This window comes from Streptomyces sp. NBC_00523 (assembly GCF_036346615.1).
GTDB lineage: Bacteria > Actinomycetota > Actinomycetes > Streptomycetales > Streptomycetaceae > Streptomyces.
The window spans coordinates 5508464-5524251 of sequence record NZ_CP107836.1 but is presented as its reverse complement, the minus strand read 5'-3'; the positions used below and the strand labels follow the sequence as shown (position 1 = coordinate 5524251).

Here is a 15788-nt window from a genome sequence, read left to right as displayed (position 1 = left end):
AAACCCGCAGCCACCGGTCAGTTGCCCGGCCACACCCGAAGGCGCCCCGCCCACAAGGCGGATGCGCCGTTACGAGGGAACGGCCGCCGACGCCCCGCCGGTGCCCGGCTCCAGCGCGTCGAGCGCGCGGCGCAGTCCGGTCAGCTTCCGTTCGAGATGGGCGGCCGTCGCGACGGCGCCCGCGTCCGCGGACTCGTCGTCGAGCTGCTTCGACAGCGCCTCCGCCTGCTCCTCGACGGCCGCGAGCCGCGCGGAGAGCTCGGCCAGCAGACCGGCGGGCTCCCTCTCCTGCTGGGCGCTGGTCTGGCCGCCGCCCTCCAGCTGGAGCCGCAGCAGCGCGGCCTGCTCCCGCAGCTGGCAGTTCTTCATGTACAGCTCCACGAAGACCGAGACCTTGGCGCGCAGCACCCATGGGTCGAACGGCTTGGAGATGTAGTCCACCGCGCCGGCCGCGTAACCCCGGAAGGTGTGATGCGGACCGTGATTGATCGCGGTGAGGAAGATGATCGGGATGTCCCGGGTCCGTTCCCGCCGCTTGATGTGCGCGGCGGTTTCGAAACCGTCCATGCCCGGCATCTGGACGTCCAGCAGAATGACCGCGAAGTCGTCCGTGAGCAGCGCTTTGAGCGCCTCCTCCCCTGACGATGCCCGTACCAGTGTCTGATCGAGCGCAGAGAGGATGGCCTCCAGCGCCAGCAGATTCTCCGGCCGGTCATCGACCAGGAGGATCTTGGCCTTCTGCACCATGGCCCGCCCTCCTCGCCCCGGAATTGCACCGGGCGCCGCCCCGGGGGACGACTCCCTTACGCCGCCCGTCCTTGTGCCGGTCATGGTAGCCGCACCCCGGCGGTCACCACACCCTGTCACCGTGATGTCACTGTGCACGTACCGGAAACGTGGCGGGAGACCAGAAGGTTCCCCGCAATCCGCGTTCCCACACTCCTTCGTACACCACCGGTCAACAAATCTTCATGGATTCTCTCAGCAGGCGCTCACTCACCGCGCACGTACCCTTCCATGACCGAAAGAAGATGGTCGGGATCGACCGGCTTGGTGACATAGTCGGACGCACCCGATTCGAGCGCCTTCTCCTTGTCGCCCTTCATCGCCTTGGCGGTCAGGGCCACGATCGGCAGCTCGGCGAACTGCGGCATCCTGCGGATCGCCGAGGTCGTCGCGTAACCGTCCATCTCCGGCATCATGATGTCCATCAGTACGACCGTCACATCGTCGTGCTGCTCCAGGACTTCGATGCCCTCGCGCCCGTTCTCGGCGTAGAGGACCGTCAGTCCGTGCTGTTCCAGCACGCTGGTGAGCGCGAAGACGTTGCGGACGTCGTCGTCCACGATCAGCACCTTCTCGCCGCCGAACCGGAACGTCCTGCGCGGCTGCTCGGGCTCCTCCTGACCGCCCACGGTCCACGCCTCCGGCTCGGTGGCCCGACCCGGCTGCGGGGCGGGGGCGGGCACCGGACGCGGCGGCAGCGCGGGCTGCTGCTGCGCGCCTCCCAGCGCCTTGCGCCGGCGGCGCGGGGCGGCCTGGGCGGCGTCCGGCACGTACACCTGTCCGGGCTCCGGGGTCCGGCCGCCCTCGATCGCGCCGGTCTGGCCGTCGGACTGCCCCGGAGCGAGCTGCGGGTAGCCCTGCGGCGGGAGTTCGCTCGGGTGCAGCGGCAGGTACAGGGTGAACGTGGAGCCGCGGCCGGGCTCGCTCGCCGCGTGGATCTCACCGCCCAGCAGCCGGGCGATCTCGCGGCTGATGGACAGACCCAGGCCCGTGCCCCCGTACTTGCGGCTGGTCGTCCCGTCCGCCTGCTTGAACGCCTCGAAGATGACCCGCATCTTGCTGGCCGCGATCCCGATGCCGGTGTCCGTCACCGAGAAGGCGATCAGCTCGCCGTCCGCGTCCCGCAGCGAACCGGCCTCCAGCAGCTGCTCGCGGATGGCGTCCGGCACCTCCTGGCCGGCGTGCCTGATCACCAGCTCGACGGCCCCGCCGTCGGTGAACTTCACCGCGTTGGACAGCAGGTTGCGCAGCACTTGGAGGAGCCGCTGCTCGTCCGTGTGCAGCGTGGCCGGCAGCTCCGGCGACACCCGTACGGAGAAATCCAGCCCCTTTTCCGCGGTGAGCGGCCGGAAGGTCGCCTCCACATAGTCCACGAGCTGCACCAGGGCGATCCGCGTCGGGCTGACGTCCATCTTGCCCGCCTCGACCTTCGACAGATCGAGGATGTCGTTGATCAGCTGGAGCAGGTCGGAACCGGCCCCGTGGATCGTCTCGGCGAATTCCACCTGCTTCGGCGAGAGATTGCCCTCGGCGTTGTCCGCGAGCAACTTGGCCAGAATGAGCAGCGAGTTGAGCGGCGTACGCAGCTCGTGCGACATGTTCGCCAGGAACTCGGACTTGTAGCGCATCGAGACGGCGAGCTGTTCGGCGCGCTCCTCCAGGACCTGCCGCGCCTCCTCGATCTCGGTGTTCTTGACCTCGATGTCGCGGTTCTGCCTGGCCAGCAGCTCGGCCTTCTCCTCCAGTTCGGCGTTGGACGCCTGGAGGGCCTTCTGCCGGTTCTCCAATTCCTGCGAGCGGTCGCGCAATTGCTCGGTGAGCTCCTGCGACTGTTCGAGCAGCTTCTCGGTCGTCGTGTTGACGCTGATGGTGTTGACGCTCGTGGCGATCATTTCCGCGAGCTGGTTGAGGAAGTCCCGCTGGATGTGCGTGAACGGCTGGAACGAGGCCAGTTCGATGACTCCGAGGACCTTGCCCTCGAACAGCACCGGAAGCACGATCACATGCGCGGGCGGTGCCTCACCGAGCCCGGAGGAGATCTTCAGGTACCCCGGCGGAACGTTGTCCACCTGAATCGTCCGCTTCTCCTCGGCGGCCGTCCCGATGAGCGTCTCGCCCGGCCGGAAGGACGTCGGCATGGAGCCGGCGGAGTAGCCGTAGCTCCCCCGCATCCGCAGCTCGTACGCCCCCTCGGCCTCGGCGCCCAGCGCGTCGGTCTCGCCGGTGGGCGTGGCCAGGAAGAACGCGCCGTGCTGCGCGGAGACCACGGGGGTCAGCTCGCTCATGATCAGCGAGGCGACGTCGTCCAGGTCGCGCCGCCCCTGCATCAGACCGGAGATGCGGGCCAGGTTGCCCTTCAGCCAGTCCTGCTCCTTGTTGGTGGCGGTGGTGTCGCGCAGGTTCGCGATCATCGTGTTGATGTTGTCCTGGAGGGCCTGGATCTCGCCCGCCGCGTCCACGTCGATCTTCAGGTTCAGGTCGCCGCGCGTCACCGCCGTCGCGACGGCCGCGATGGCGCGCACCTGACGGGTCAGGTTCCCGGCCATCTCGTTCACCGACTCGGTGAGGTCGCGCCAGGTGCCGTCCACGTCGCGCACCCGCGCCTGACCGCCGAGCTGCCCCTCGGTACCCACCTCGCGGGCGACCCGGGTCACCTGCTCGGCGAACGACGACAGCTGGTCGACCATCGTGTTGATGGTGTTCTTCAGCTGCTGGATCTCGCCGCGCGCATCGATGTCGATCTTCTTGGTGAGGTCGCCCTTGGCGATGGCCGTCGTGACCGCGGCGATCTGGCGCACCTGGCCCGTCAGGTTGGACGCCATCGAGTTCACGGACTCGGTGAGGTCCTTCCACGTACCGGAGACGCCCGGGACGCGCGCCTGGCCGCCCAGCTCGCCCTCGGTGCCCACCTCGCGGGCGACGCGGGTCACCTCGTCCGCGAACGAGGACAGCGTCGTCACCATCGTGTTGACGGTGTCGGCCAGCTCGGCGACCTCGCCGCGCGCCTCGACGGTGACCTTCTTCGTCAGGTCGCCGTTGGCGACGGCGGACGAGACGCGGGAGATGTTCCGCACCTGGCTGGTCAGGTTGTTGGCCATCAGGTTGACGTTGTCGCTGAGGTCCTTCCAGATGCCCGTCGCCCCGCGCACCCGCGCCTGGCCGCCGAGGATGCCCTCGGTGCCCACCTCACGCGCGACGCGGGTCACCTCGTCGGCGAAGTTGAGCAGCTGGTCGACCATCGTGTTGACGGTCGTCACCAGTTCGAGGATCTCGCCCTTGGCGTCGACGGTGATCTTCTTGGACAGGTCGCCGTTGGCGACCGCCGTCGTCACCTCGGCGATGTTCCGCACCTGAAGGGTGAGGTTGTTCGCCATGCCGTTGACGGACTGCGTGAGGTCCTTCCACGTACCCGAGACGCCCTGCACCTCGGCCTGACCGCCCAGAATGCCCTCGGTACCCACCTCGCGGGCCACCCGCGTCACCTGCTCCGCGAAGTTCGAGAGCTGGTCGACCATGGTGTTGAGGGTGTTCTTCAGCTCCAGGATCTCGCCGCGCGCGTCCACGTCGATCTTCTGCGACAGGTCACCGCGCGCCACCGCCGTGGCGACCTGCGCGATGTTACGGACCTGAGCGGTGAGGTTCCCCGCCATCCCGTTCACCGAGTCGGTCAGATCGCGCCACACACCGGCCACGCCGGGCACCTGCGCCTGGCCGCCGAGCCGCCCGTCCGTACCCACCTCGCGGGCGACCCGGGTCACCTGCTCCGCGAAGGCGGAGAGCTGGTCGACCATCGTGTTGATGGTGTTCTTCAGCTCCAGGATCTCGCCGCGCGCGTCCACGTCGATCTTCTGCGACAGGTCGCCCCGCGCCACCGCCGTCGTGACCTGTGCGATCTGGCGCACCTGGGAGGTCAGGTTCCCCGCCATGAAGTTGACGGAGTCGGTGAGCTCCTTCCACGTACCGGAGACGCCGTCGACCCGCGCCTGACCGCCGAGGCGGCCCTCGGTGCCCACGTCCCGCGCCATCCGCGTGACCTGGTCGGCGAACGAGGAGAGCTGCGCCACCATCGTGTTGACGGTGTTCTTGAGCTCCAGCATCTCGCCCGCGACGTCGACGGTGACCTTCTGCGACAGGTCGCCGTTGGCGACGGCAGTCGTGACCTGCGCGATGTCGCGGACCTGACCGGTCAGGTTGCGGAAGGCCGTGTTCACGGAGTCCGTGAGGTCCTTCCAGGTCCCGGCGGCGCCCGGCACCTCGGCCTGCCCGCCGAGCCGGCCCTCGACACCGACCTCCCGGGCCACCCGGGTCACTTCCGAACCGAAGGACTGGAGCTGGTCCACCATCGTGTTGACGGTGTTCTTCAGCTCCAGCATCTCGCCGGCCACATCGACCGTGACCTTCTGCGTCATGTCACCGCTGGCCACCGCCGTCGTCACCTGGGCGATGTCGCGCACCTGGGTCGTCAGGTTCCGGAAGACCGTGTTCACCGAGTCGGTGAGGTCCTTCCAGGTCCCGGCGGCGCCCGGCACCTGCGCCTGGCCGCCGAGCACGCCCTGCCCGCCGACCTCGCTGGCCACGCGGGTGACCTCGTCCGCGAAGGTGCGCAGCGTCTCGGTCATCTGGTTGATCGTCTCGGCGAGCTGCGCGACCTCGCCGCGCGCGCTGACCTGAACCTTCTGCGACAGGTCACCGTTGGCGACCGCCGTCGTCACCTCCGCGATGCCACGCACCTGGGAGGTGAGGTTGCCGGCCATCGTGTTGACGGAGTCCGTGAGGTCCTTCCACACCCCGGCCACGCCCGGCACCACGGCTTGGCCGCCGAGCTCGCCCTCCGTGCCCACCTCGCGGGCGACCCGGGTCACCTCGGAGGAGAACGAGGACAGCTGGTCGACCATCGTGTTGACGGTGTTCTTCAGCTGGAGCATCTCACCGGCCACATGGACGGTGACCTTCCGCGACAGGTCACCCTTGGCCACGGCCGTCGTCACCAGCGCGATGTCGCGCACCTGTGCGGTCAGCCGGTACGCCATGGTGTTGACGGAGTCCGTGAGGTCCTTCCACGAACCGGACATCCCGCGCACCTGCGCCTGGCCGCCCAGCTTGCCCTCGGTCCCCACCTCGACCGCCACCCGCGTCACCTGCTCGGTGAACGCCGACAGCTGGTCGACCAGGTTGTTGACGGTACGGGCGACCTTCAGGAACTCGCCGCGCAGCGGCCGTACCGTGTCGTCCGCCGTGTGGGAGCGCAGCTCCATCCGCTGTTCGAGATCACCGTCGGCCACCGCCGACAGCACCCGCCCGACCTCCGAGACCGGGCGCGCGAGATCGTCCACCAGCTCGTTGGAGGCGTCGATCGCGGCGGCCCAGGAGCCCTCGCAGGCACCCGTCTCCAGGCGCTCGGTGAGCTTGCCCTCCCGCCCGACGACGCGGCGCACCCGGGCCAGCTCGCCGGTGAGGTGCACATTGCGGTCGGCGACCTCGTTGAAGACCGCGGCGAGCTCCGCCATCACGCCTTCGCCGGAGACGGTGACGCGCCTGCGGAAGTTCCCGTCGCGCATGGCGACCAGGCCGGCCAGCAGTCTGTGGAGCGCCGCCGCGTCTACCTCGACGGTTCCATTGCGCTGCTTCTTCACGGACTGCCCGCCCTTACTGCGCGTACCCGAACCCCGCGCCGCCACGTCAGACTCCACCGTGTCCCTCCCGCAGGGGTTGACCATCTCACTAGAAACGTCGTCCGAGAGCCTGCCCAGAACTTCCACGGCTCACCGCCACAGCCCACCGTCGACGGGTGACCATGCGGACGTCAAATCGTTGAAACGTACCAGGCGGGAACCGGTCGGGGTGGAACCTCCCATGGTTGTCCCCCATCCCTCCGAGGGGAAGCCCATCCTGTCCGGTCATCCGACCGTTCCCGCCCGGCCCTGTCCGAAGTCCGCCCTCGTGTACCCGGTGCGCGGGGGGAGCGTCTAGCCTGGCAGGCGAATCGAAGCGGCGAGAAACGGGCACGGACTCGGGGAAGCGACGAGACACCATATGGGGAGTGCTGTGATCACGGCGCGTGCGGCTGCCACCTTCGACCCGGTGGCGCGCTCCGTCGCGACGGCCCGTGCCTTTGTCCGCGACACGCTCCAGGGCTGGGGGTACACCGACGTCGTGGACGACGCCGTCGTCCTGACCAGCGAGCTCGTCACCAATGCCGTCATCCACGCCGGCACCGCCGCGGACGTGCTGTGTCTGCGCACGGAGGACGGCGTCCGGGTGGAGATCGCCGACCACTACCCGGAGCGGGAGATCCCGCTCCAGCCGGCCGCCCTCGATCTCGGCAGCATGGACAGCGAGAACGGGCGCGGTCTGCTGCTGTGCGCGGCTCTGGCTTCCCGGTGGGGCGTCGAGTACTCCCCCACGCGCAAACATGTCTGGTTCCAGCTCGATCTCCCGGACCGCCCGGTGGGCGTCCGCTCGGCCGGTCCGCTGCTGCCGGTGGGCCTGCTCCCGGTCACCGACGAACGCGTCAGGGTCGCCGTCGTCCAGGTCGACAGCGAGGGCGCCGTCGCCGCGTGGAACGACGACGCCGCGTACCTCTTCGGTCACACGGCGGACCAGGTCCTCGGCAAGCAGCTCACCGACTTCACCGCCTGGCCGCAGACCCCGGGCACCAGCACCGGCATCGCGGACGCCCTGCGCCTCTCCCGCTGGGAGGGCAGCTACGGCATCCGGGGCGCCGACGGCCGCACCACCCCGGTCTACGGCTCCCACCTGCGCGTACGGGACCCTCAGGGCGAACCGTCCACGGTCTGCCTGCTGGTGCGCGACTACGAGCGCGCGGTCCTCCAGACCCCCGTGCGGGCCCCCGTCTCGGACACCGCCGAGAGCCGCAAGACGGACCCCTTCGAGGTCTTCATCGGCTCCCCCGCCCCCGACGACCTCGACGGCCTGCTCCAGCGCACCGTCGAGCGGGCGCGCGACATGCTGGACGCCGACGCCGCCTTCCTCCTGCTCGCCACGGACGACGAGACCGAGCTGGAGGTGCGCGCCACGACCGGCCTGCCCTCCGCCCGTCAGCGCTTCGCCCGCGTCCCCGTCGAGGCCGGAACCGGCCGGTACGGCTCCGCCCGGATGCCCGCCGTCCACGAGGACCTGGACGCCGTCCCGGGCGCGGTCCCGCTGCTCGGCAACACCGGCATGCGTTCGGTGGTCACGGTCCCGCTGAAGGTCGAGGGGCGCCTTACGGGCTCGCTGGGCGTCGCGGCCGAGGCCGCGGGCCGCTATTCCAACGAGGAGGCGCTGCGCCTCCAGTTCGCCGCGGACCGGATCGCCCTCGCGGTCGAGTCGGCGCGCCTCGGCGAGCTGGAGCGGCTGCGCCGCGGTTCGCTGTCCTTCCTCGTGGAGGCGTCGGACCTGCTGGCGGGCACCCTGGACCGGGACCAGACGCTGGCCCTGATGGCCCAGATGACGGTCCCGACGCTGGCGACGTGGTGCGCCGTCTACACGATCGCCGACCCGGCGTCGGACCCGGAGCTCTCCTACGTGCTGCACGAGGACGAGGAGCGCATCGACGGGCTCAAGAGCCTGCTCACCCGGATCTCCCCGCCGGAGCCCGTACGGACCCCCGGGGCGCGGGTGTGGGCGGCTCCCTCCGAGGCCGCCCACGAGGCGGCGCTGCGGACCTCGATGCGGAGTATCGGGATCGGCGACGCGGGCGGCCTCGGCTCGACCACGCGTACGACGCTGGCGACCGCCGCGGCGGTGGGCGGCGAGACCGTCGTCCTCCCCCTGGTCGCCCGTAACCGCGTCATCGGCATGCTGACGCTCGGCAAGCCGTCCGACGACCACTTCCGCCAGGAGATCCTGGAGCTGGCCGAGGACCTGTCCCGCCGGGCCGCCCTGGCCCTGGACAACGCCCGCCTCTACTCGGAGCGCACGGCGATCAGCCAGTCCCTCCAGCGCAGCCTCCTTCCGCCGGGCCTGCCTGCCGTGCCCAACGTCGAGGTGGACGTCATCTACCGCGCGGCCGGCGAGGGCAATGAGGTCGGCGGCGACTTCTACGACGTCTTCCCGATCCGGGACGGCGCGTACGGGTTCGCCATCGGCGACGTGTGCGGTACGGGGCCGGAGGCGGCGGCCGTCACGGGCCTGGCCCGCCACGCGCTGCGCCTGCTGGCCCGGGAGGGCTTCGCCGGCCCCGCGGTCCTGGAGCGGCTCAACGCGGCGATCCTCGACGAGGGGACCCGCAGCCGCTTCCTCACGCTGCTCTACGGTGAGCTGTGGCCGCAGGAGGACGGCAGCGCCCTCCTGAAGGTCGTCTGCGCGGGCCACCCGCTGCCGCTGCGTCTGCGCCAGGACGGCTCGGTGGAGCCCGCGGCGGACCCGCAGCCGCTGCTGGGCGTCATGGAGGACCTGGAGCTGTACGAGCAGGAGTTCACCCTGGAGCCGGGCGACGTCCTGTTGTGCGTGACGGACGGTGTGACGGAACGCCGTGAGGGTACGCGGATGCTCGGCGACGACGGCCTGGCGGACGTGCTCGCCCACTGCACGGGCCTCACGGCGGGCGCGGTGGCCGCACGCATCCTCCGAGCCGTCGAACGCTTCGCCGCCGAGCCCCCCTCGGACGACATGGCCATCCTGACCATGAGGGTCCCGGAACCGCAGTAGTGGGCCGTCCCCGCCTGCTCACCCAGGGCATGACGCCGCCCTCGATCGCGAAGTGTCCCATGCGGATCCGACGACCCTAGTCCCACCAGAACGACCAGGAAGTCCGTCCCCTGAGATCCGTCGCGTACTCGGGGAACGGTGTGGGCGGGTCGTCGACGATGTTGTTGGCGGTCGAGAGCACGTGTTCCAAGGCGAGCAGGTTCGCGTGCTCCGCTTCGACGGGCGGCCTCGCGACCGATACGTGCAGCTCGCTGCCGGACACCGCTACGACCCGGGCGCCGAAGCGGTCTTCCCAGCTCCGCAGGAGTGCACACAGCAGAGGCAGCGGTGCCTCCGCCGACCAGCCGATCGACGCCAGAGCATCGCTGCTGCGCCGGGCAGGGACAAGCACGAGTCGGCACTCGTCCAGCCCGGACTGCCCCCTCTCGATGAGCCTGGACAGCAGGCTTGCCGCCGCTTCCTCAGGCTTCGGGTCCCCGGACGCAGTCGTCATCTCCGGTGCCAGGCCCGGCCACTGTTCGAAGGGCGGCCCGGGGTCGTGGGGCCATGGTTCGATCCCGTCAGGCACCGGGGCCGGTGTCGTGTCCGTCCACAAGGGCAGTCTCGTACGCCGGTACTCGGCGAAGTCCGCGGCCAGCACCTCTTCCAGGCGGACGGCATCGACCTGGTCCAGGCCGAGCGGCCTCCCCAGGGCATAGGGCCGGCACAGGAGCGGAACCAGGCCGCGGGCCTTCTGCTCGCCCAGCAGGCGGGGCCACAAGTCATCGACGGCCTCAGGAAAGTCATCAGAGACCCACGCGTGTGCGGGCCCCGACGACAGGAACCGGCCGGGAGGCCGCCCCTCGGGCAGGACAAACGACATGGTCGCACCGTAGACCGCGGCACTGACATCGCAACTGCCCGCAGTACTGGACCCCGGGCATGAAGAAAGGCCCCGCCGACTGGCGAGGCCTTTCTTTCTTCTGAGCCCCAATGCGGAATCGAACCGCAGACCTTCTCCTTACCATGGAGACGCTCTACCGACTGAGCTATTGGGGCCTTGCTGCCCTGCGGCAACGAGCTAAAGCATACCCTGATCCAAGGGGTATGCAAAACCGCCTCGGCCGGCGGTCCAGAGGGGTACTGGGGGGGGGGCGAACAACCCTCGGAAAAGCGAAAGAGCCCCGTGCCACAAGGGCACGGGGCTCTTCCTAAAAGGAGTTCGGCGGCGTCCTACTCTCCCACAGGGTCCCCCCTGCAGTACCATCGGCGCTGAAAGGCTTAGCTTCCGGGTTCGGAATGTAACCGGGCGTTTCCCTAACGCAATGACCACCGAAACACTATGAAATTGAACCAACCGGATGAAAACACGGCTGTTCGTTATTTCAGAACTAACACAGTGGACGCGAGCAACTGAGGACAAGCCCTCGGCCTATTAGTACCAGTCAGCTCCACCCGTTACCGGGCTTCCACATCTGGCCTATCAACCCAGTCGTCTACTGGGAGCCTTAACCCTTCAAGAGGGTGGGAATACTCATCTCGAAGCAGGCTTCCCGCTTAGATGCTTTCAGCGGTTATCCTTTCCGAACGTAGCCAACCAGCCATGCCCTTGGCAGAACAACTGGCACACCAGAGGTTCGTCCGTCCCGGTCCTCTCGTACTAGGGACAGCCCTTCTCAATATTCCTACGCGCACAGCGGATAGGGACCGAACTGTCTCACGACGTTCTAAACCCAGCTCGCGTACCGCTTTAATGGGCGAACAGCCCAACCCTTGGGACCGACTCCAGCCCCAGGATGCGACGAGCCGACATCGAGGTGCCAAACCATCCCGTCGATATGGACTCTTGGGGAAGATCAGCCTGTTATCCCCGGGGTACCTTTTATCCGTTGAGCGACAGCGCTTCCACAAGCCACTGCCGGATCACTAGTCCCGACTTTCGTCCCTGCTCGACCCGTCGGTCTCACAGTCAAGCTCCCTTGTGCACTTACACTCAACACCTGATTGCCAACCAGGCTGAGGGAACCTTTGGGCGCCTCCGTTACTCTTTAGGAGGCAACCGCCCCAGTTAAACTACCCATCAGACACTGTCCCTGATCCGGATCACGGACCCAGGTTAGACATCCAGCACGACCAGAGTGGTATTTCAACGACGACTCCACAACCACTGGCGTGGCCGCTTCAAAGTCTCCCACCTATCCTACACAAGCCGAACCGAACACCAATATCAAACTATAGTAAAGGTCCCGGGGTCTTTCCGTCCTGCTGCGCGAAACGAGCATCTTTACTCGTAGTGCAATTTCACCGGGCCTATGGTTGAGACAGTCGAGAAGTCGTTACGCCATTCGTGCAGGTCGGAACTTACCCGACAAGGAATTTCGCTACCTTAGGATGGTTATAGTTACCACCGCCGTTTACTGGCGCTTAAGTTCTCAGCTTCGCCACCCCGAAGAGCAGCTAACCGGTCCCCTTAACGTTCCAGCACCGGGCAGGCGTCAGTCCGTATACATCGCCTTACGGCTTCGCACGGACCTGTGTTTTTAGTAAACAGTCGCTTCTCGCTGGTCTCTGCGGCCACCCCCAGCTCACCGAGTAAATCGGATCACCAGTGATGGCCCCCCTTCTCCCGAAGTTACGGGGGCATTTTGCCGAGTTCCTTAACCATAGTTCACCCGAACGCCTCGGTATTCTCTACCTGACCACCTGAGTCGGTTTAGGGTACGGGCCGCCATGAAACTCGCTAGAGGCTTTTCTCGACAGCATAGGATCATCCACTTCACCACAATCGGCTCGGCATCAGGTCTCAGACTTATATGCACGACGGATTTGCCTACCGTGCGTCCTACACCCTTACCCCGGGACAACCACCGCCCGGGCTGGACTACCTTCCTGCGTCACCCCATCGCTTACCTACTACCACCTTGGTTCGTCGGCTCCACCACTACCCTCAACTCCGAAGAGATCGGGCCGGCTTCACGGACTTAGCATTAATGGGCTCAGTACTGGGCGTTTCAAAGCGGGTACCGGAATATCAACCGGTTGTCCATCGACTACGCCTGTCGGCCTCGCCTTAGGTCCCGACTTACCCTGGGCAGATCAGCTTGACCCAGGAACCCTTAGTCAATCGGCGCACACGTTTCTCACGTGTGTATCGCTACTCATGCCTGCATTCTCACTCGTGAACCGTCCACAACTCGCTTCCGCGGCTGCTTCACCCGGCACACGACGCTCCCCTACCCATCCCAGCAGGCGTTGGCCCTCATGCTGGAATGACACGACTTCGGCGGTACGCTTGAGCCCCGCTACATTGTCGGCGCGGAATCACTTGACCAGTGAGCTATTACGCACTCTTTCAAGGGTGGCTGCTTCTAAGCCAACCTCCTGGTTGTCTCTGCGACTCCACATCCTTTCCCACTTAGCGTACGCTTAGGGGCCTTAGTCGATGCTCTGGGCTGTTTCCCTCTCGACCATGGAGCTTATCCCCCACAGTCTCACTGCCGCGCTCTCACTTACCGGCATTCGGAGTTTGGCTAAGGTCAGTAACCCGGTAGGGCCCATCGCCTATCCAGTGCTCTACCTCCGGCAAGAAACACACGACGCTGCACCTAAATGCATTTCGGGGAGAACCAGCTATCACGGAGTTTGATTGGCCTTTCACCCCTAACCACAGGTCATCCCCCAGGTTTTCAACCCTGGTGGGTTCGGTCCTCCACGAAGTCTTACCTCCGCTTCAACCTGCCCATGGCTAGATCACTCCGCTTCGGGTCTAGAGCGTGCAACTCAAACGCCCTATTCGGACTCGCTTTCGCTACGGCTTCCCCACACGGGTTAACCTCGCTACACACCGCTAACTCGCAGGCTCATTCTTCAAAAGGCACGCAGTCACGACCGTATGTGCAAGCACATACAGCGACGCTCCCACGGCTTGTAGGCACACGGTTTCAGGTACTATTTCACTCCGCTCCCGCGGTACTTTTCACCATTCCCTCACGGTACTATCCGCTATCGGTCACCAGGGAATATTTAGGCTTAACGGGTGGTCCCGCCAGATTCACACGGGATTTCTCGGGCCCCGTGCTACTTGGGTGTCTCTCAAACGAGCCGTTGATGTTTCAGCTACGGGGGTCTTACCCTCTACGCCGGACCTTTCGCATGTCCTTCGCCTACACCAACGGTTTCTGACTCGTCTCACAGCCGGCAGACTATGAAAGAGAGATCCCACAACCCCGCATGCGCAACCCCTGCCGGGTATCACACGCATACGGTTTGGCCTCATCCAGTTTCGCTCGCCACTACTCCCGGAATCACGGTTGTTTTCTCTTCCTGAGGGTACTGAGATGTTTCACTTCCCCTCGTTCCCTCCACACTGCCTATGTGTTCAGCAGCGGGTGACAGCCCATGACGACTGCCGGGTTTCCCCATTCGGACACCCCCGGATCAAAGCTCGGTTGACAGCTCCCCGGGGCCTATCGTGGCCTCCCACGTCCTTCATCGGTTCCTGGTGCCAAGGCATCCACCGTGCGCCCTTAAAAACTTGGCCACAGATGCTCGCGTCCACTGTGCAGTTCTCAAACAACGACCAGCCACCCACCACCCCACCCTCACGGGCGAGTTCACTGGGGCCGGCAACCGAAGGACAGACTCAAACGAGCCCGTACCTTCAGATACCCAACAGCGTGCCCGACCCGACCAGTTGTTCCTACACGTTCCACGCCGAAGCAGTACTAGTGACAAACAACTTGTCGTGCCGAGTAGTCAACGTTCCACCCATGAGCTGACCACCGTCGAACATTTGCCGACGTAGTGGCTCTGGATTCCTTGCGGAATCTAGATGCTCCTTAGAAAGGAGGTGATCCAGCCGCACCTTCCGGTACGGCTACCTTGTTACGACTTCGTCCCAATCGCCAGTCCCACCTTCGACAGCTCCCTCCCACAAGGGGTTGGGCCACCGGCTTCGGGTGTTACCGACTTTCGTGACGTGACGGGCGGTGTGTACAAGGCCCGGGAACGTATTCACCGCAGCAATGCTGATCTGCGATTACTAGCAACTCCGACTTCATGGGGTCGAGTTGCAGACCCCAATCCGAACTGAGACCGGCTTTTTGAGATTCGCTCCGCCTCGCGGCATCGCAGCTCATTGTACCGGCCATTGTAGCACGTGTGCAGCCCAAGACATAAGGGGCATGATGACTTGACGTCGTCCCCACCTTCCTCCGAGTTGACCCCGGCAGTCTCCTGTGAGTCCCCATCACCCCGAAGGGCATGCTGGCAACACAGAACAAGGGTTGCGCTCGTTGCGGGACTTAACCCAACATCTCACGACACGAGCTGACGACAGCCATGCACCACCTGTACACCGACCACAAGGGGGGCACCATCTCTGATGCTTTCCGGTGTATGTCAAGCCTTGGTAAGGTTCTTCGCGTTGCGTCGAATTAAGCCACATGCTCCGCTGCTTGTGCGGGCCCCCGTCAATTCCTTTGAGTTTTAGCCTTGCGGCCGTACTCCCCAGGCGGGGAACTTAATGCGTTAGCTGCGGCACCGACGACGTGGAATGTCGCCAACACCTAGTTCCCAACGTTTACGGCGTGGACTACCAGGGTATCTAATCCTGTTCGCTCCCCACGCTTTCGCTCCTCAGCGTCAGTAATGGCCCAGAGATCCGCCTTCGCCACCGGTGTTCCTCCTGATATCTGCGCATTTCACCGCTACACCAGGAATTCCGATCTCCCCTACCACACTCTAGCCTGCCCGTATCGACTGCAGACCCGGGGTTAAGCCCCGGGCTTTCACAACCGACGTGACAAGCCGCCTACGAGCTCTTTACGCCCAATAATTCCGGACAACGCTTGCGCCCTACGTATTACCGCGGCTGCTGGCACGTAGTTAGCCGGCGCTTCTTCTGCAGGTACCGTCACTTTCGCTTCTTCCCTGCTGAAAGAGGTTTACAACCCGAAGGCCGTCATCCCTCACGCGGCGTCGCTGCATCAGGCTTTCGCCCATTGTGCAATATTCCCCACTGCTGCCTCCCGTAGGAGTCTGGGCCGTGTCTCAGTCCCAGTGTGGCCGGTCGCCCTCTCAGGCCGGCTACCCGTCGTCGCCTTGGTAGGCCATTACCCCACCAACTAGCTGATAGGCCGCGGGCTCATCCTTCACCGCCGGAGCTTTCAACCTTCTCCCAGGAGGGAGAAAGTATTATCCGGTATTAGACCCCGTTTCCAGGGCTTGTCCCAGAGTGAAGGGCAGATTGCCCACGTGTTACTCACCCGTTCGCCACTAATCCACCCCGAAGGGCTTCATCGTTCGACTTGCATGTGTTAAGCACGCCGCCAGCGTTCGTCCTGAGCCAGGATCAAACTCTCCGTGAATGT

Annotated in this window: 4 protein-coding genes, 1 tRNA gene and 3 rRNA genes; 1 reads left to right on the top strand and 7 read right to left on the bottom strand. The window is 65.6% G+C overall.

Annotation, left to right across the window (positions count from 1 at the left end):
* Positions 1-69: 69 nt before the first annotated feature.
* Together OHS17_RS25165 and OHS17_RS25160 are read right to left on the bottom strand one after the other, a co-directional pair.
* On the bottom strand, positions 70-747 hold the full coding sequence (locus OHS17_RS25165; RefSeq protein ID WP_018105279.1) for a response regulator: 678 nt from the start codon (positions 745-747) through the stop codon (positions 70-72).
* Between the two features lie 245 nt (positions 748-992).
* A complete protein-coding gene (locus tag OHS17_RS25160; RefSeq protein WP_330315346.1) occupies positions 993-6419 on the bottom strand; it encodes a HAMP domain-containing protein in 5427 nt (1808 codons plus the stop codon).
* A gap of 412 nt (positions 6420-6831) precedes the next feature.
* On the opposite strand from OHS17_RS25160, the gene OHS17_RS25155 reads away from it, so the two are divergent.
* The gene (locus OHS17_RS25155; protein WP_330313973.1) at positions 6832-9438 is read left to right on the top strand and encodes a SpoIIE family protein phosphatase; all 2607 of its coding nucleotides are present in this window, start codon (positions 6832-6834) and stop codon (positions 9436-9438) included.
* Positions 9439-9514: 76 nt separating this feature from the next.
* On the opposite strand, the gene OHS17_RS25150 is transcribed toward OHS17_RS25155, so the two are convergent.
* The 5 genes from OHS17_RS25150 to OHS17_RS25130 form a co-directional block, all read right to left on the bottom strand.
* Positions 9515-10300 carry a DUF4253 domain-containing protein gene (locus OHS17_RS25150; RefSeq protein WP_330313972.1) on the bottom strand — a complete coding sequence of 262 codons (786 nt, stop codon included), beginning with the start codon at positions 10298-10300 and terminating at the stop codon, positions 9515-9517.
* A 103-nt stretch (positions 10301-10403) separates the two neighbouring features.
* Positions 10404-10476 (bottom strand) — tRNA-Thr (locus OHS17_RS25145).
* A 161-nt stretch (positions 10477-10637) separates the two neighbouring features.
* Positions 10638-10754, bottom strand: a 5S ribosomal RNA gene (rrf, locus tag OHS17_RS25140).
* A gap of 78 nt (positions 10755-10832) precedes the next feature.
* Positions 10833-13957 (bottom strand): 23S ribosomal RNA (locus tag OHS17_RS25135).
* A 302-nt stretch (positions 13958-14259) separates the two neighbouring features.
* Positions 14260-15785 (bottom strand): 16S ribosomal RNA (locus OHS17_RS25130).
* Together the 16S, 23S and 5S rRNA genes with 1 tRNA gene alongside form the textbook arrangement of a ribosomal RNA operon.
* Positions 15786-15788 lie beyond the last annotated feature (3 nt).

What these genes read in the sequence shown, in the direction of transcription:
- OHS17_RS25150 (WP_330313972.1), bottom strand. Translation starts at nt 10,300, where the DNA reads ATGTCGTTTGTCCTGCCCGAGGGGCGGCCTCCCGGCCGGTTCCTGTCG.
- OHS17_RS25165 (WP_018105279.1), bottom strand. Translation starts at nt 747, where the DNA reads ATGGTGCAGAAGGCCAAGATCCTCCTGGTCGATGACCGGCCGGAGAAT.